Below are 17,912 nucleotides of genomic sequence, written 5' to 3'. Positions count from 1 at the left end.
CGCCTCGCGCGGGCCCGGCGGCCCGGTACGACGGGCCGCGCCGCTCCCGGGCCGAGCCACTGGAAGAGGGGCCGACAGGTGACGAGCGCAGCCGAGCAGCGGGCACCGGCCGGACAGCGGGCCGCGGCGCCCTCGACGGACGGCGCCCGGCGCGCCGCGGTGCCGGGGCCCGCGGTGTGGCCGGGCGCGCCCACGCCGCTGGGGGCCCGGTTCCGGGCCGGTCCGGACGGGGTGGCGGGCACCAACTTCGCGCTGTGGGCGGCCGGGGCGGAGGCGGTCCGGGTCTGCCTGTTCGACGCGGACGGCCGGGAGACGCGGATCCCGCTGACCGAGCTGACCCACGAGATCTGGCACGGCTTCGTGCCGGGCGTGCTGCCCGGACAGCGGTACGGCTACCGGGTGGACGGCCGCTGGGACCCGTGGACCGGCGCCCGCTGGAACCCCGCGAAGCTGCTCCTCGACCCGTACGCGCGCGCGGTCGACGGCGAGTTCACCCTGCCGCCCGAGGTGTACGGCCATGTGCGGGACTGGCCGGAGCAGCAGGTCGCCGACACCGTGCGCGACGAGCGGGACTCGGCGCCGTACGTCCCGAAGGGTGTGGTCGTCCACGATGACGACGACTGGTCCGACGACCGCCGGCCCAAGACGCCCTGGGCGGATTCGGTCATCTACGAGCTGCACGTGCGCGGCTTCACCAAGCTGCACCCCGGCATACCCGAACCGTTGCGCGGCACCTACGCCGGGCTCGCCCACCCGGCCGCGCTGGAGCACCTGGTGCGGCTGGGCGTGACGGCCGTGGAGCTGCTGCCCGTCCACCAGTTCGCGCACGAGGACCACCTGCTGCGCCGGGGCCTCGCCAACTACTGGGGCTACAACTCCATCGCCTACTTCGCCCCGCACGCCGCCTACGCCGCCTCCGGTACGACGGGCGGGCAGGTCGGCGAGTTCAAGCAAATGGTGCGCGCGCTGCACGCGGCCGGCATCGAGGTCATCCTCGACGTGGTCTACAACCACACGGCGGAAGCCGGGGAGCTGGGGCCGACGCTGTCCCTGAAGGGCATCGACAACCGCGCCTACTACCGGCTCCAGGACGACGCCCGCCGCTACGCCGACTACACCGGCTGCGGCAACACCCTGCACGTCGTGCGGCCCCAGGTGCTGCGGCTGATCACCGACTCGCTGCGCTACTGGGTGACCGAGATGGGCGTGGACGGCTTCCGCTTCGACCTGGCGGCGGCGCTCGCGCGCTCGATGCACGACGTGGACATGCTCTCGCCGTTCCTCGCGGTGATCGCCCAGGACCCGGTGCTGCGGCGGGTCAAACTCATCGCCGAGCCCTGGGACATCGGCTCCGGCGGCTACCAGGTGGGCGCCTTCCCGCCGCTGTGGGCGGAGTGGAACGACCGTTACCGGGGCGCCGTACGGGACTTCTGGCGCCAGGCGCTGCCCGATGTGCGCGAGATGGGCTACCGGCTGTCCGGCTCCAGCGACCTGTACGCCTGGGGCGGGCGCCGCCCGTACGCCTCGGTCAACTTCGTCACCGCGCACGACGGTTTCACGCTGCGCGACCTGGTGTCGTACGAGCGAAAGCACAACGAGGCGAACGGCGAGGACAACCGGGACGGCACCGACGACAACCGGTCCTGGAACTGCGGCGCGGAGGGCGAGACCGACGACGAGGGCGTCCGCGCGCTGCGCCGCCGCCAGTTGCGCAACCTGCTCACCACCCTGCTGCTGTCCACCGGGGTGCCCATGCTGGTGGCCGGCGACGAACTCGGGCGCACCCAGGGCGGCAACAACAACGCGTACTGCCAGGACAACGCGATCGGCTGGCTGGACTGGTCGCTGTCGGCGGACCCCGGCTGGCGTTCGCTGACCGAGCTGGTCGCGCGGCTGATCGCGCTGCGCCACCGCCATCCGGTGCTGCGCCGCCGCGCCTTCTTCTCCGGCCGGGCGCAGACCGCGGACGGGCTGCGGGACCTGGCCTGGTTCACGGCGCGGGGCGCGGAGATGACCGAGGAGGACTGGTACGCGCCCGCGGCCACGCTCGGCATGTACCTGTCCGGGCAGGACATCCCGGGCCGCGACGAGCGGGGCGCGCGGGTGGTGGACGACAGTTTCCTCGCCGTGCTGCACGCGGGCGGCGAGGCGACGGGCTTCGTGCTGCCGGGCCCGCCGTGGGCCGAGCGGTACGAGCTGGTGGTGGACACCTCCCGCGAGGACCAGGCGGCGCCGCCCGGCACGGTGCATCCGGCGGGCACGGAACTCACGGTGCCGTCGCGGGCGGTGCTGCTGCTGCGGGTCGTCCGGGATCCGGGCGCCGACCAGGCGTGACGCGGATCCCGTCTCGCGGGTGCAGCGCGCACGGGCGCGTTCGTGGCGGCCCGCTGGTCGGTCCTGTGCCATCTGGCCCGTCTGCTCACCGGGGGCGATCGGCACCGGGCCGAGGACGTCGTGTACACGGTCCTCACCCTGGTCCTGGTCCTGGGCAGCCGGCAGATCTTCGCGAACGTCTCCCGCTGTCCTGTTTCCCGCTCTTCCTGCCCCTGGCCGCGGCCCTGCGCCGGCTGTCGCCGCCCGTGCTGTGCGCCGTCCTCACCCTGGCGGCCCTGGCGTCCGGCTCGTACGCGGGGTACGCGCTGTTCGAGCTGGGGGTGCCGTGAGCCGTCCCGTCCAGAGGACCTCGCCGTCGGTGCTCCGGTCCGTCGCCCGGAGGTCGAGGGCGCGTGCGATGCCCATCGACGCCTCGTGCCCGGGGTGGATGTGCGCGGTCAGCCGGTCCACCCCGTGGGCGCGCAGCCACGCGGCCATGGCGAGCGCGCCCTCCCGCCCGTAGCCCTCGCCCTGGTGGGCGACGCCGATCACCCAGGCGAGTTCGGCCTCGGCCGCGCCCGCGCCGGGATCGCGGCGGGTGGCCGGGACCGGGTCCGGACGGGAGAGGGTGGCCTGGACGGTGCCGACGAGTCGCCCGTCCGTGAGCCGCCGCAGCATCCAGTTCAGCCAGCCGTGCCGGCCGTCCGGGGAGTGCCCGGCCGACTGGCGCCGGTACCTGGCGTCGAGTTGCTCAAGGGTGTCGGGGGCGCCGCCGGTCCACCGGTGCAGCCGTACGTCGTCGAAGAGCGCGAAGGCCTCCGGCGCGTGCCCGGCGCGCAGCGGTTCGAGTCGGAGGCGCGCCGTGCCGACGGGGGTGGCGCTCGGCCAGGTCACGGTGTGTCTCCTCAGGCCAGACTCTCCTGCCACGCCTGGTGGAGCCCGGCGAACCTGCCCGTACCGGCGATGAGTTCGGCGGGACGGCCGTCCTCGATGACGCGGCCGTCGGCCATCACCAGGACGCGGTCGGCGATCTCGACGGTGGACAGGCGGTGGGCGATGACCACGGCGGTACGGCCGCGCAGGACGGTGGACATGGCGCGCTGGACGGCCCGTTCGCCGGGGATGTCGAGGGAACTGGTGGCCTCGTCCAGGATGAGGACGGCCGGGTCGGCGAGCAACGCGCGGGCGAAGGCGACGAGTTGGCGCTGGCCGGCGGAGATGCGGCCGCCGCGCTTGCGGACGTCGGTGTCGTAGCCGTCGGGCAGGGTGGAGATGAACTCGTGGGCGCCGATCACCTTGGCGGCCCGCTCGATCTCCGCCCTGCTCGCGTCCGGGCGGCCGATCGCGATGTTGTCCGCGACGGTGCCGGAGAACAGGAACGCCTCCTGGGTCACCATCACCACCCCGCGCCGCAGTTCGGCGGTGGGCAGGTCGCGCAGGTCGACCCCGTCGAGCAGCACGCGGCCCTCGGAGGGGTCGTAGAAGCGGGCGAGCAGCTTGGCCAGCGTGGACTTGCCCGCGCCGGTGGCGCCGACGACGGCCACCGTCTGCCCGGCCGGCAGGGTCAGGTCGAAGCGGGGCAGTACCTCACCGCCGGTGCGGTAGGCGAAGCTCACCCCGTCGAACGTCACCTCACGGCCCGGGAACTCGCCGGTGGCAGGCGGAAGTTCGCGGGGGGTGGCCGGCTCGGGCACGGACGGCGTCTGGGCGAGCAGGCCCGCGATCTTCTCCAGGGAGGCGGCGGCCGACTGGTAGGAGTTCAGGAACATGCCGAGCCGGTCGATCGGGTCGTACAGACGGCGCAGGTACAGCACCGCCGCCGCCAGCACGCCCAGTTCCAGCGAGCCGGACGCCACCCGGTAGGCGCCCCAGAGCACGATGCCCGCGACCGCGGTGTTGGCGACCAGCCGGGAGCCCACCACGTAGCGGGCCATCTCCAGCAGCGAGTCGCCGTTGGTCCGCTCGTGGGCGCGGTTCAGCTCCGCGAACGCGGCGTCGTTGGCCGCCTCCCGGCGAAAGGCGCGCACCGGGCGGATGCCGTTCATGGTCTCCACGAACTTCACGATCACCGCCGCGATCGCCGTGGAGCGCGCCCGGAACACCCGTCCCGCGCGCCGCTGGTAGAGCCGGATCAGGAAGTACAGCGGCACGAAGGAGGCCATCGCGACGGCGCCGAGCCCGAGGTCCAGCCACAGCAGCATGGCCGAGATGTAGACGAAGGACAGGACGACCGTCACCAGCTCCTGGAGGCCGTCCTCCAGGAGTTCGCGCAGCGACTCGACGTCGGTGGTGGAGCGGGAGATCAGCCGCCCGGACGTGTACCGCTCGTGGAAGTCGACGCTCAGCGCCTGCGCGTGCCGGAAGATGCGTCCCCGCAGGTCCAGCAGCACGTCCTGGCTGACCCGCGCGGACGTCTGGATGAACGCGACCTGGAGCCCGCCGGAGAGCAGCGCGCACAGCAGATAGCCGGCGCCCACCGCGATCAGCGGCCCGTAGCGGTGGTCCCGGAACGCCGGCACGGCACGGTCGATGGCGTACGCCACCAGCAGCGGGCCCGCCTGCACGGCCGCCTGCTGGAGCAGCAGCAGGGTGGTGGTCAGGACGACGCGGGCCTTCATCGGCGCGAGCAGCGAGCGCAGCAGGGCGGCGGTGGCGCCGGGCGGGGAGGGCAGGACGTCCTGGTCGAAGGGGTTGTCGGGGCTGGTGGCGGTCAACGGGGGTCCTCCTCGCCGGACATGAGGTGCGCGTACTCGGCGTTGCCGCGCAGCAGCTCCTGGTGGGTGCCCACGGCCGCGATGCGGCCGCCGGAGAGCAGCGCCACCCGGTCGGCGAGCAGCACGGTGGAAGGCCGGTGCGCCACGATGAGCGCGGTGGTGTCCGCGAGCACCCGGCGCAGCGCGGCCTCCACGGCGGCCTCCGTGTGCACGTCCAGCGCGGACAGCGGGTCGTCGAGGACCAGGAACTCCGGCCGGCCGACGACGGCCCGCGCCAGTGCGAGCCGCTGCCGCTGACCGCCGGAGAGGCTGAGCCCCTGTTCGCCGACGCGGGTGTCGGTGCCTTCCGGGAGCGCGTGCGCGAAGTCGGCCTGGGCGATGGCGAGGGCGCGGTCGAGGCCGTCCTTCCCGGTGCCGTCCGGGGCGCCCATGAGGACGTTCTCCCCGACGGTGGTGGAGAACAGGGTGGGCTCCTCGAAGGCGACGGCAACCTTCGCCCGCAGTTTCTCGCGAGGCATCGCGGTGATGTCGACGCCGTTCAGGGTGATGCGGCCCGAGGTGACCTCGTGGAGGCGGGGGACGAGGGCGGTGAGGGTGGTCTTGCCGCTGCCGGTGGCGCCGACGAGGGCCATGGACTCGCCGGGGCGGATGTGGAGGTCGATGTGGTGGAGGAGGGGCGGGGAGCCGGGGGCGGCGTCGGGGTAGCGGAACCGGACGTTCTCGAAGCGCAGTCCGGCGCTCGCCCCGGCCGCGGGCGGCCGCGCGGCCGGGGCGGCGCCGTCCCCGGCCGTCTCCCCCTCCGGCGTCTCGTCCATCGCCTCGAAGTACCGCTCCGTGGCGGTGGCGGCCTCCTGGCTCATGGCGAGCAGGAAGCCGATGGACTCGACCGGCCAGCGCAGGGCCAGCGCCGTGCTGAGAAACGCCACCAGCGTGCCCGCCGACAGGTCCCCGTCGGCGACCTGGACGACCCCGACCACCAGCGCCGCCCCGATCGCCACCTCCGGCAGCGTGACGATGACCCCCCAGATCGTCGACAGCAGCCGCGCCTTGTGCAGCTCCGTGCCCCGCAGCCGCGCGGAGAGGGCACGGAACGCCCGCGCCTGGCTCCGGTGCCGCCCGAAGCCCTTGACGATGCGGATCCCGAGCACGCTCTCCTCGACCAGCGTGGTCAGGTCCCCCACCTGGTCCTGGGCCTGCCGCGCCACCCGCGCGTAGCGGCCCTCGAAGACCACGCACGTCCACAGCAAGGGCACGGCGGGCACGAGCACGACGAGTCCGAGCAGCCAGTCCTGGGCCAGCATGATGACCACGCCGACGAGGATCGTGACGCCGTTGACCAGCAGGAACGTCAGCGGGAAGGCGAGGAACATGCGCAGCAGCATCAGGTCGGTGGTGCCGCGCGACAGCAGCTGACCGGACGCCCACCGGTCGTGGAAGGCGACGGGCAGCCGTTGCAGATGCCGGTACAGGTCCGCCCGCATCTCCGCCTCGACGTGCGACAGCGGCCGGGCCACGAGCCGGCGCCGGACGCCGAACAGCACCGCCTCGGCGATCCCGAGCAGCAGCAGGTACAGCGCGCCGAGCCAGACCCCCGCCGGGTCCCGGTCGGCGACGGGGCCGTCCACCATCCACTTCAGGACCAGCGGGATCACCAGTCCCGTGCACGAGGCGACGACCGCTATGAGGGCCGCGGTGAGCAGCCGCGCGCGCACGGGCCGCACGTACGGCCACAGTCGCAGCAGGGTGCGTACGGCGGATCGGTCCTGGGCGGTTGCACGTGTCGTGGACATCACTGGCGAGGGTACGGACCGGCACCGCCGCCGCCCACCGAGTTTCGGCCGGACCCCGCTCCGCCGCTGGACCTACGACCTCCGGTTAATCGATGGAGGGCCGGAGAAGGGTCCCGATACCGTCGAGGGTTCCTGGGGGAGCACGCTGAGCGGGGGCCGGATGATCGACGCGTACGAGGAGCCGGGGACCGCGGAGACGCGTGGCGGCTGGTGGTACCTGTGGTGGGTCGTGGCCCGGCAGCGGACGAGGCCGTGGGCCGCGGGCGGGCTGGGCACCGCCTGGATGGTGCTGCTGGCGGCGCAGCCGTACATGACGCAGCGGGCCGTGGACGACGGGCTCGTGCCGGGGCGGCTCGGGGTGCTGACCGCGTGGAGCGCGGCGATGTTCCTGGTGGGGGCCGTGACGGCGTGGCTGAGCATTCTGCGGCACCGGACGATGACCCGGCTGCGCATGGACGCCAGTTTCCGCACGACCAAGCTGATCGTGGAGCACGTGGTGCGGCTGGGGGCGGCGTTGTCGCGGGGGGCCGCGGCCGGCGAGGTGGTGACGGTCGGGGTCGGCGACGTGCGGGCCATCTCCGAATCGCTCACCATGGTCGGACCTGGCGTCGCCTCGATCGTCTTCTACGGGGTGGTGGCCGGACTGCTCCTCGGCGTCTCCGCGCCGCTCGCCCTGGTCGTGCTGCTCGGCCTGCCGGTGACGGCCGTGGTCACCGGGCCCCTCACCCGCGGGCTTCAGAGTGCCGAGAGCGAGTACCGGGCGCGGCAGGGCGTGCTCACCGCCCGCATCGGCGATCTCGCGGGCGGCCTGCGGGTGCTGGGCGGCCTCGGCGGCAAGGGGCTGTTCGCGGACGCCTTCCGCGCGGACTCGCGGCGGCTGCGCGAACAGGGCTACCGGGTGGGCGCGGTGGCCAGCTGGGTGCAGGCGCTGGCCGTGGGCCTGCCCACCCTCTTCCTCGCCGTCGTCACCTGGCTCGCGGCCCGGACGACCGCCCGAGGAGACCTGAGCATCGGCCAGTTGGTCGCGGTGTACGGCTATGTCGCGGTCCTGGTCGGCCCCGTCTCCTTCTTCGTGGAGACGGTCTACCAGCTCAACCGGGGCGTCGTCGCCGCGCGTCGCATCGTGGGGCTGCTGCGCCTGGAGCCGGAGCCGGACGAGGGCACCCTCCCGGCGCCCGAGCGGCCCGCCGAGCTGTGCGACCCGGCCTCCGGGACCCGGGTGGCGCCGGGCCGGCTGACCGTGCTGGCCACCGCGCGGCCCGCCGACGCCGCCGCCGTGGTCGACCGCCTCGGCCGGTACGGGCCGACCGACGCCACCTGGGGCGACGTCCGCCTGGACGCCGTGCCGCTGGCGGACGTACGCCACCGCATCCTGGTCGCGGACAACGAGGCCGACCTGTTCGCCGGGCCGCTGCGGGAGGTCGTCGCCGCGGGGCGGCCGGCCGGTGCGGACGCCCTGCGCCGGGCGGTGCGCGCGGCCGCCGCCGAGGACGTCGTCCGCGGGCTGCCGGACGGGCTGGACACGGCCGTCTCCGGGCAGGGCCGCAGCCTCTCCGGCGGCCAGCGGCAGCGGCTGCGGCTGGTGCGCGCCCTGCTGGCCGACCCCGAGGTGCTGCTCGCCGTCGAGCCGACCTCCGCGCTGGACGCGCACACGGAGGCCACGGTGGCCCGGCGGCTGCGGGCGGCCCGGGAGGGCCGTACCACCCTGGTCACCAGCACCTCCCCGCTCGTGCTGGACCACGCGGACACCGTGGTGTTCCTGGCCGACGGGAAGGTGGCCGCGACCGGCCCGCACCGGCGGCTGCTGGCCGAGGAACCCGCCTACCGGGCCCTGGTGGCCCGGGACGCGGGGAACGCCGACAACCGAGGAGCCGCTTCGTGAGCGCCGGTGAGACCTTGTTGCCCGTCGCGGACCGCGCGGGCGTGCGCCGGGCCGTGCTGCGGCTGGTGCGCGCGGACCGGCGGGCGTTCGCCGGCACGCTGCTGCTGAACGTGCTCGCCGCGGCGGCCGGCCTCGCCGGGCCGTGGCTGGTGGGCCGGATCATCGACGACGTGCGGGCCGGCGACGGGGTCGCCACGGTGGACCGGCTGGGCCTGTGGATCCTGCTGTGCTCGCTGGCCCAGCTGCTGCTGGCCCGTTGGGCGCGCTGGGCGGGCAACCGGTTCGGCGAGCGGACCTTGGCCCGGGTGCGCGAGGGCTACGTCGAGAACGTGCTCGCGCTGCCCTCCTCCGTCGTGGAACGGGCCGGCACCGGCGACCTGTCCGCGCGCGGCACGGCGGACGTCGCCATCGTCGGCACGACCCTGCGGGACGCGGGTCCCGAGCTGCTGGTCAACATCGTGCAGGGCGTGTTCGTGCTGGGCGCGGTGTTCGCGCTCGACCCGCTGCTCGGCGGCCTCGGCCTGCTCGGCCTGACCCCGATCTGGCTGGTGCTGCGCTGGTACCTGCGGCGTGCCCGGGACGCCTATCTCGCCGAGGGCGCGGCCGGCTCCGCCGTCGCGGAGATCATCGCGGCGACGGCCGAAGGCGCCCGCACCATCGAGGCGTTCTCCCTCGGCGAGCGGCGGATCAGGGCGAACCGGGACGCCCTGGAGCGGTCCCGCCGGGCCCGTTTCCACACCCTGTTCCTGCGGTCGGTGTTCTTTCCGGCCACCGAGACGACGTACACCGTCCCGGCGGCCGCCGTGCTGCTGCTCGGCGGCTGGCTGCACGCGCGGGGCGCGGTCGGGGTGGGCGCGGTGGTGGCGGCGGCGCTGTACCTGCGGCAGTTCGTGGAGCCGCTGGACCAGATCCTGATGCGGGTGGAGCAACTCCAGAGCAGCGGCGCGTCGTTCGCGCGGGTGGAGGGGCTGGCCGGGGCCTCCACCCCGGCGACGGAGGGCTCCGGCGCCGAACCGGCCGACGCCCGCATCGAGGTCCGCGGCCTGCACTACGCCTACGACCACGGCGCCGAGGTCCTGCACGGCGTCGACCTCTGTGTGCGTCCCGGCGAGCGCCTCGCCCTCGTGGGACCCTCCGGCGCCGGCAAGACCACCCTGAGCAGACTCCTCGCGGGCGTCGACCGCCCCGGCACCGGCACCGTGACGGTCGGCGGGGTGCCCGTCGCCGATCTCGCGCCGGACGTGCTGCGCCGCCAGGTCGTGCTCGTCACCCAGGAGCACCACGTCTTCCTCGGCACGGTCCGCCACAACCTCCGCATCGCCGAACCCGCCGCCACCGACGCCGACTTGTGGTCCGCCCTCACCGCCGTCGGCGCCGACGCCTGGGTCCGCGAGCTGCCCGACGGCCTCGGCACCCGCCTCGGTGCCGGCGGCCACCCGACCGACGGCTCCCAGGCGCAGCAACTCGCGCTCGCCCGCGTCGTGCTGGCGGACCCGCACACCCTGATCCTGGACGAGGCGACCGCCCTCCTCGACCCGACGACCGCCCGCCACACCGAACGCGCCCTGGCCGCCGTCCTGCGGGGCCGCACCGTCATCGCCGTGGCCCACCGGCTGCACACCGCCCACGACGCGGACCGCGTGGCGGTGATGGAGCACGGCCGGCTGACCGAACTGGGCACGCACGACGAGCTGGTGGCGGCCGGCGGCACCTACGCGGCGCTGTGGCGGACCTGGCACGGGGATTCCGCGCGGTCCTGACCGGATGGCCGAATCGGCCCATCGCACCGGAAGTTCACGAGGGTGCATTCAAGCCACGTACGACATGCCCTCGGGGGTCGGCCGGAATCCGACGTTCCTGCAAACCGCATCCCAAATCACCGGGACAGCAGGGATGTTGAGGTAGACAACCGACCCAGGCGCCACGTGTTCACACCACTGCAATGTTTCCCTGACGGTCGCTTTTCAGCCAACATCACTTCAGGGTCCTGACATGTACGCGCCCCTGATGTCACTCTCTCTCCACGCCGCGAGCAACACAGCAGCTTCACAGCGAACACCCGGCCAGTAACCCCACGCTGGTCGGTCTCCCCCACGAAGAAGGAGCTTGCGTGAGCCCCCTCTACGCGCGTCACAAGCGCACCAGCCTGGTCATCGCCACCGCCGTCGCCGCCGGAGCCCTCGTCTCCGCCGGTCTGGCCACCAGCGCCTCGGCGGCCCAGGCCCCGGCCGCCGCCAAGCCGCTGGCCGCCGCGCCCGTCGCGCTGTCGGACGCCGCCCACACCTCGCTGATCAAGCAGGCGCAGGCCGACGCGCCCGAGACCGCCCAGCAGATAGGCCTCGGCGCCAAGGAGAAGCTGGTCGTCAAGGACGTCGTCAAGGACGTCGACGGCACGGTCCACACCCGCTACGAGCGCACCTACGCGGGCCTGCCGGTCCTCGGTGGCGACCTGGTCGTGCACACCGCCAAGTCCGGCAAGACCGAGGGTGTCACCAAGGCGAACAAGGCCACCATCAAGGTCGCCTCGCTCACGCCCAAGCTGACCCCGGCCAAGGCCGAGAAGCAGGCCGTGTCCGCCGCGCAGACCCTCGGCTCGGCCGAGTCCACCGCGGACGGCGCCCGCAAGGTGATCTGGGCCGGCTCCGGCACGCCCGTCCTCGCCTACGAGACCGTCGTCGGCGGCCTCCAGGACGACGGCACCCCGAACCAGCTGCACGTCATCACCGACGCCGCCACGGGCAAGAAGCTCTTCGAGTACCAGGGCATCGAGAACGTGACCGGCACCGGCAAGAGCCTGTACTCCGGCACCGTCAGCCTCGAGACCACCCTGTCGGGCTCGACGTACCAGCTCACCGACGCCACCCGCGGCGGCCACAGCACCTACAACCTGGCCCACAAGACGGGCGGCAAGGGCACGCTGTTCACCGACGCCGACAACGTGTGGGGCACCGGCGCGGCCTCCAGCTCCACGACGGACCAGACCGCCGCCGCGGACGCCGCCTTCGGCGCGCAGGAGACCTGGGACTTCTACAAGGCCACCTTCGGCCGCAACGGCATCAAGAACAACGGTGTCGGCGCCTACTCCCGCGTCCACTACGGCCAGCAGTACGTCAACGCCTTCTGGGACGACAGCTGCTTCTGCATGACCTACGGCGACGGTTCGGGCAACAACCACCCGCTCACCGCGCTGGACGTGGCCGGCCACGAGATGAGCCACGGCGTCACCTCCAACACCGCGGGCCTGAACTACAGCGGTGAGTCCGGCGGTCTGAACGAGGCCACCTCGGACATCTTCGGCACCGGCGTGGAGTTCTACGCGAACACCAGCGCGGACCCGGGTGACTACCTCATCGGCGAGAAGATCGACATCAACGGCGACGGCACTCCGCTGCGCTACATGGACAAGCCCAGCAAGGACGGCGGCTCGGCGGACTACTGGTCCTCCTCCGTCGGCAACCTGGACGTCCACTACTCGTCCGGCGTCGCCAACCACTTCTTCTACCTGCTGTCCGAGGGCAGCGGCGCGAAGACGGTCAACGGGGTGTCGTACAACTCCCCGACGTCCAACGGCTCCACGGTCACCGGCATCGGCCGCGACAAGGCGCTCCAGATCTGGTACAAGGCGCTGACGACGTACTTCACGACGACCACCAACTACAAGTCGGCCCGCACGGGCACGCTGTCCGCGGCGGCCGCCCTGTACGGCTCCGGCAGCACCGAGTACAACGCGGTGGCGGCGGCCTGGTCGGCGGTCAACGTCAGCTGACCCCCTCAGGGTTGTGAAGAGGGCGGCACCCGGAGCGGATCTGCTCCGGGTGCCGCCCTACTCTTGTGCCCCATGTCCTCGGCACCCTTCACCTACGAACCGGTCGGAGCGACCCGCGACGACCTCACCTTCTGCCCGCCCGGGTTCCGCCCGCTGCTGGTGCGCGCCCGTCTCGGTGAGGGCCAGGAGGTGTTCAGCCGGGCCGCCGAGGCGGTTCTCACCTGGGAGATGCACCACGCGCTCGGCGTGGGCATACACGCCGCCGCCGACCGCGCCGCGCCCGGCGTGGACGTCACGGTCACCCTGGCCGGCCTGGTCAAGGCGTCCTGCCGCGTCATCTGGACCGTCGAGGAACCCCGCCGCGCCGGCTGGGCCTACGGCACCCTGGAGAACCACCCCGAGTGCGGCGAGGAGGCCTTCGTGGTCGACCGCACCGGCGACGGCACGGTCTGGCTCACCGTCGCCGCCTTCAGCAGGCCGGCCAAGTGGTACGCCAAGGCGGGCGGCCCGGCGGCGCGGGGGCTCCAGCACGCGTACGCACGGCGGTGCGGGGCCGTCCTGAGAAAGCTCTGCGCGCCGCACGACCAGAGCTGATCCGGACCGATCCGCTCAGCGCGCTCAGCGCGCTCAGCGCACGACCACGAAGACGAGCACGCCCAGCCAGGCGAGCCCCACCAGCAGCGGCAGCACGATCATCACGAGGCCGGTGGGCGACTGCCGCAGCCAGTCGTTGCCCGCCGTCTCCGCGTCCCGGCCGACGACCCGCTGCCCGCCGTGCCAGGCCAGCACCTCCTCCAGCTCGATCGCCGAGCGTTTGCGGGCGCTGAGATAGCGGCGCCCGAAGCGCAGCATCTGCGCGAAGGCCAGTGCGGACACGACGCCGACGAAGCAGATCGCCACGCCCAGGGCACGCGCGCTGCCGGCCGAGACGGAGTCCTTGTCGGCGCCGAACGTGAAGCCGAGCGCCGCCGCCAGACCCGCGGTGATGTACAGGAAGTTGTTCAGCTTCTGCCAGTTGGTGTTGTCCTCGTGCTTGTACAGGTCGACGGCGACCGTGTACTGCGTCTGGAGCAGCTGCTCGCGTGGCTTGCGCGCCACCCACACCATCCGCCGTCTGCCGTCCGGCGGGGTGATCCGGGTCAACTCGTCGAAGCCGAGCTTGCGGTGGAAACCCACCGAGGCCTCGTTGTACGGCTCGCTGACGACGGCCGCTATCACCGGGCTCTGCGTCCACTGTTCCAGGACGTGGTGGTAGAGCCGGGACCCGACACCGGCGCGGGCCACCGACTGCGCGACACAGACCTGCTTGATGACGAGGAAGGCGCCCATCGTGCTCTTGATCCGGTGGTTGAGCCACTCCTCGGGGCCGATGCGCGCGTCGCTGTAGGCCAGCAGGAAACCGACGACGTCCGTGCCCTTCACGGCCACCCAGAAGTGCTCCGCGCTGGTCAGCCGCTCCCGGTAGTCGTCGATGGTGTAGTCGGAGACCAGGAACCCGGTCTGCCCGGCCTTCCCGGAGTCCCCGGGATCGAGCTGCCAGTACTCGGCCAACGCCATGACACCCGCGAGATGCTCCTCCCGCGCCCGCACGATCTCGATACCGCCGCCCACCGCGCCCATGTCTCCCCCGCACCATCCCGTCCCGAAAACCACTACGGCCTTCAACTTACCGAGTTCCAGAGCGGGTTGACCCAACTTTCCCGCCCCACACCCGACTGGCCGAGTCCCCCGCGGCACTCACCGCCGCACCGGTCCCACGGGCTACCGCAGCAGCACCCCCGCCGCCTCCACCGTGTCCTCCGCGGGCAGGGCCACCAGGCCCGGTTCGGCCGGGGAGGCCAGGAGGTGGTGGGAGGGGAGGATGCGGACCGTGTAGCCGTAGGGGCCGGTGCGGTCGAGGGGGAGGGGGCCCTCATAGAGGCGGTGGCCCTCCAGGTCGGGGGTGCCGGCCGGTTTCAGGGGGGCGATCGTGGCGTCGGTGATGCGGTCCCGGGCGTCCACCCGCCCGGAGACCGCCTGCACCTCCACGTCGTCGGGGGTCAGCGCGCCGAGGCCGACCCGCACCCGCAGGCCGACCGTCGTGCCCAGTTCCGCGGTGGCCGTCGTCTCGGTCGTCTCCACGTGGTCGACGCTCACCCCGTGCCAGGCGGCCCGCACCCGCGCCTTCCACTCGGCCAGCTCGCGCGCGGTGTCCGGGGTCAGCGCCCGGTGGGAGCGGGCGGCCGGGGTGTAGAGCCGTTCGACGTACTCGCGGACCATGCGACCGGCCAGCACCTTGGGGCCGAGCAGGGTGAACGTCTGGCGGACCATCTCGATCCAGCGGTCGGGCAGCCCGCCCCGGCCCCGTTCGTAGAAGCGCGGGGCGATCCGCGCCTCCAGCAGGTCGTACAGGGCCGCCGCCTCGATGTCGTCGCGGCGCTCCGCGTCCATGCCGGTGCCGTCCGCGGTCGGGATGACCCAGCCGAAGTCCGGCCGGAACCACTCGTCCCACCAGCCGTCCCGCACCGAGAGGTTGAGGCAGCCGTTCAGCGCCGCCTTCATCCCGGAGGTGCCGCAGGCCTCCAGCGGGCGCAGCGGGTTGTTCAGCCAGACGTCGCAGCCGGGGTAGAGCTTCTGCGCCATCGCCATGCCGTAGTCGGGCAGGAAGACGATCCGGTGCCGCACCCGGGCGTCGTCCGCGAACCGGACCAGCTCCTGCACCAGCCGCTTGCCGCCGTCGTCGGCCGGGTGCGCCTTGCCCGCCACCACGATCTGCACCGGCCGCTCGGGATGCAGCAGCAGCTCCCGCAGCCGGTCGCGGTCGCGGAGCATCAGCGTCAGCCGTTTGTACGACGGCACCCGCCGGGCGAACCCGATCGTCAGGACGTCCGGGTCGAGCACCCCGTCGATCCAGCCCAACTCGGCGTTTCCGGCGCCCCGTTGACGCCAGGAGACGCCGAGCCGCTCGCGCACCTCCAGCACCAGTTGCTCGCGCAGGGTGCGGCGCAGCTCCCAGATCTCCTGGTCCGGGATGTCGGCCACCGAGTCCCAGCGCTCGGAGCCGCCGACGGCGAGCGCGTCCTCGGCCCGCTGGGTGCCGATCTTCCGGGCGCCGAGCCGCAGCACCTCCGGGGCCACCCAGGTGGGCGCGTGCACCCCGTTGGTCACGGAGGTGATCGGCACCTCCTCGGCGTCGAACCCCGGCCACAGCCCCGCGAACATCTCCCGGCTGACCTGCCCGTGCAGCACGGACACCCCGTTGGCGCGCTGGGCCAGCCGCAGCCCCATCACGGCCATGTTGAACAGGTTCGGCTCGCCGCCCGGGTACGTCTCCATGCCGAGCGCGAGGATCGCCTGCGTCTCGATGCCGGGCAGCTCGGCGTCCGGGCCGAAGTGCCGGGCGACCAGCTCCCGTTCGAAACGGTCGATGCCGGCCGGTACCGGGGTGTGCGTGGTGAACACCGTGCCGCCGCGCACCGATTCGAGCGCTGAGTCGAAGTCCAGCCCCGAAGCGCACAGTTCGGCGATCCGCTCCAGCCCGAGGAAGCCCGCGTGCCCCTCGTTGGTGTGGAACACCTCCGGCTCCGGGTGCCCGGTGAGCCGGCAGTACGCGCGCACCGCCCGGACCCCGCCCATGCCGAGCAGCATCTCCTGGAGCAGCCGGTGCTCGCCGCCGCCGCCGTAGAGCCGGTCGGTGACGGAGCGGGCGCCGAGGTCGTTCTCCTCCACGTCCGAGTCGAGCAGCAGCAGCGGGACCCGGCCGACCTGCGCCAGCCAGATCCGCGCGTTCAGGCACCGGCCGCCGGGCAGCGCGAGCGAGACGCGCGCGGGCGTCCCGTCGGCCTCCGCCAACTGGGTGAGGGGCAGCTCGTTGGGGTCGAGCACCGGGTAGTGCTCCTGCTGCCAGCCGTCCCGGGACAGGGTCTGCCGGAAGTACCCGTGCCGGTACAGCAGCCCGACCCCGACGAGCGGTACGCCGAGATCGCTGGCCGCCTTCAGATGGTCGCCGGCGAGGATGCCGAGCCCCCCGGAGTACTGCGGCAGCGCGGCCGTGATGCCGAACTCGGGGGAGAAATAAGCCACGGCGGCGGGCAGTCCCTCGGACTGCGCCTGATACCAGCGATCACCCGTCAGATAGTCGTCCAGGTCGTCGGCGACGGCGTTCAGCCGCCGCCGGAACCGCCGGTCCCCGGCCAGCTCGGCCAGCCGCGCGGGCCGCACCCGGCCCAGCAGCCGCACCGGATCGCACCCGGCCGCGCGCCACGCCTCCGGGTCGACGGACTGGAAGAGATCACGCGTCTCCGCATGCCATGACCAGCGCAGATTGTGCGCCAGCTCGCTCAGCGGCCGGAGGGGTTCGGGGAGAACGGGACGGACGGTGAACCGACGGATCGCCTTCACATGCCACCTCGGCGGACGCGTTACGGGTGAGACGTACGGCGGGGTACGTCCCGTCTTCCCTCTCGACGGTAGTGGTTACCGGGCCGTCGGTGGGGACGTGCCCGCGGGGGTGTCGGGGCGTGGGAAAGCGGCGTGGGGGCACCCGCGGAAGTGGGCCGGTCTGGTGGGTGGACATACGCGCGAGTAGTTAACAAAGTTCCGGATTGCCCACCCGAAAAGGGTGGGAAGGCTCCACCGGTACCCACCCCACCGCACCACCCAGCACCCCCCGCACGACCCACCTCCCCTGGTCATCCCACGTTGACGCGGACAGGAGCGGTCATGCCCGCCACGCACCACTCGTCAGCCGCGACGCACACCTCGTCGTCACCACCGCCTGACAACACGCCCACGGCGGCGGCCAAGAAGACCCCGCCGGCGAAGAAGACGGCGCCCCGAAAGCGCGCCAAGTCCGCCGCCGGGACCCCATCGGGGCCGGTCACCGCCCTCGGCCGCATCCCGGTCCTCGACGTACGCCCCGTGGTCCAGCACGGGCGCCGGCCCGCCAAGGCGGTGACCGGGGAGTCCTTCGAGGTCTCGGCCACCGTGTTCCGTGAGGGCCACGACGCCGTGGCGGCGAACGTGGTGCTGCGCGACCCCCGGGGCCGGCCGGGGCCCTGGACGCCGATGCGGGAACTGGCCCCGGGCACGGACCGCTGGGGTGCCACCGTCACGGCGGGTGAACCCGGCCGCTGGACGTATACGGTCGAGGGGTGGGCCGACCCGCTCACCACCTGGCGGCACCACGCCCGGATCAAGATCCCGGCCGGCCTCGACACGGAACTGGTGCTGGAGGAGGGCGCCCGGCTGTACGAGCGCGCCGCGGCCGGGGTCCCGAAGGCGGACCGGCGCACGGTCCTGGACGCGGCGGCAGTCCTGCGCGACGAGGAACGCCCGGCCGCCTGGCGGCTCGCGGAGGCGCTACGACCTCCCGTGCGGACCGTGCTGGACCGCCATCCGCTGCGGGAACTGGTCACCGCCTCCGATCCGATGCCGCTGCTGGTGGAGCGGGAGCGGGCCCTGTACGG

The 17,912-nt window shown here is 73.3% G+C and carries 11 protein-coding genes and 2 pseudogenes; 8 read left to right on the top strand and 5 right to left on the bottom strand.

All coding sequences use genetic code 11. From position 1 onward, the window contains the following. The first annotated feature begins 78 nt into the window (after positions 1 to 78). From glgX to AB0927_RS06270, 3 genes and pseudogenes are all read left to right on the top strand, one after another. Positions 79 to 2,334, top strand: a complete 2,256-nt coding sequence (gene glgX, locus AB0927_RS06280) for a glycogen debranching protein GlgX (protein ID WP_366666374.1) — start codon at positions 79 to 81, stop codon at positions 2,332 to 2,334. A gap of 42 nt (positions 2,335 to 2,376) precedes the next feature. Next, positions 2,377 to 2,457, top strand: a pseudogene (locus tag AB0927_RS06275) (SigE family RNA polymerase sigma factor); the annotation flags it as partial. After that, positions 2,452 to 2,663: pseudogene (locus AB0927_RS06270) on the top strand (hypothetical protein); the annotation flags it as partial. The pseudogenes AB0927_RS06275 and AB0927_RS06270, both read left to right, overlap by 6 nt. Here AB0927_RS06270 and AB0927_RS06265 read toward each other — a convergent pair. The 3 genes from AB0927_RS06265 to AB0927_RS06255 are packed head-to-tail and all read right to left on the bottom strand — an operon-like array spanning position 2,596 to position 6,817. Further along, on the bottom strand, positions 2,596 to 3,207 hold the full coding sequence (locus tag AB0927_RS06265; RefSeq protein ID WP_366666373.1) for a GNAT family N-acetyltransferase: 612 nt from the start codon (positions 3,205 to 3,207) through the stop codon (positions 2,596 to 2,598). The pseudogene AB0927_RS06270 and the gene AB0927_RS06265 sit on opposite strands and share 68 nt — an antisense overlap. An 11-nt stretch (positions 3,208 to 3,218) precedes the next feature. After that, positions 3,219 to 5,027: an ABC transporter ATP-binding protein gene (locus AB0927_RS06260; RefSeq protein ID WP_366666372.1), complete on the bottom strand. Its 1,809-nt coding sequence runs from the start codon at positions 5,025 to 5,027 to the stop codon at positions 3,219 to 3,221. After that, on the bottom strand, positions 5,024 to 6,817 hold the full coding sequence (locus AB0927_RS06255) for an ABC transporter ATP-binding protein (protein WP_366666371.1): 1,794 nt from the start codon (positions 6,815 to 6,817) through the stop codon (positions 5,024 to 5,026). The genes AB0927_RS06260 and AB0927_RS06255 overlap by 4 nt, the downstream gene beginning before the upstream one ends. Positions 6,818 to 6,977: 160 nt before the next feature. Here AB0927_RS06255 and AB0927_RS06250 point away from each other — a divergent pair, with 160 nt between their 5' ends. The 4 genes from AB0927_RS06250 to AB0927_RS06235 all read left to right on the top strand — a co-directional run bounded on the left by AB0927_RS06250 (position 6,978) and on the right by AB0927_RS06235 (position 13,059). Then, positions 6,978 to 8,699, top strand: a complete 1,722-nt coding sequence (locus tag AB0927_RS06250) for an ABC transporter ATP-binding protein (RefSeq protein WP_366666370.1) — start codon at positions 6,978 to 6,980, stop codon at positions 8,697 to 8,699. Next, positions 8,696 to 10,459 (top strand): ABC transporter ATP-binding protein, encoded by a 1,764-nt coding sequence (locus tag AB0927_RS06245; protein WP_366666369.1) that lies wholly within the window; start codon positions 8,696 to 8,698, stop codon positions 10,457 to 10,459. The genes AB0927_RS06250 and AB0927_RS06245 overlap by 4 nt, the downstream gene beginning before the upstream one ends. 350 nt (positions 10,460 to 10,809) lie before the next feature. Continuing rightward, positions 10,810 to 12,465 (top strand): M4 family metallopeptidase, encoded by a 1,656-nt coding sequence (locus AB0927_RS06240; protein WP_366666368.1) that lies wholly within the window; start codon positions 10,810 to 10,812, stop codon positions 12,463 to 12,465. 72 nt (positions 12,466 to 12,537) lie between these two features. Beyond that, positions 12,538 to 13,059, top strand: coding sequence for a DUF1990 domain-containing protein (locus tag AB0927_RS06235; protein ID WP_366666367.1), 522 nt, complete (start codon positions 12,538 to 12,540; stop codon positions 13,057 to 13,059). A gap of 33 nt (positions 13,060 to 13,092) precedes the next feature. Here the strand turns inward: AB0927_RS06235 and AB0927_RS06230 are convergent, their stop codons facing one another. Together AB0927_RS06230 and glgP are read right to left on the bottom strand one after the other, a co-directional pair. Beyond that, positions 13,093 to 14,085 (bottom strand): GNAT family N-acetyltransferase, encoded by a 993-nt coding sequence (locus AB0927_RS06230; protein ID WP_366666366.1) that lies wholly within the window; start codon positions 14,083 to 14,085, stop codon positions 13,093 to 13,095. 141 nt (positions 14,086 to 14,226) lie between these two features. Continuing rightward, positions 14,227 to 16,845 carry an alpha-glucan family phosphorylase gene (glgP, locus tag AB0927_RS06225; RefSeq protein WP_366666364.1) on the bottom strand — a complete coding sequence of 873 codons (2,619 nt, stop codon included), beginning with the start codon at positions 16,843 to 16,845 and terminating at the stop codon, positions 14,227 to 14,229. A gap of 321 nt (positions 16,846 to 17,166) precedes the next feature. Here glgP and AB0927_RS06220 point away from each other — a divergent pair. Continuing rightward, the coding region (locus AB0927_RS06220; RefSeq protein ID WP_366666363.1) for a maltotransferase domain-containing protein at positions 17,167 to 17,912 on the top strand (746 nt) is incomplete at its 3' end.

Origin of the sequence: Streptomyces sp. NPDC048106 (assembly GCF_040706415.1) — a bacterium.
Lineage (GTDB): Bacteria > Actinomycetota > Actinomycetes > Streptomycetales > Streptomycetaceae > Streptomyces.
Note: the sequence above shows the minus strand (reverse complement) of the source record. Positions and strands in the feature narration are given on the sequence as shown.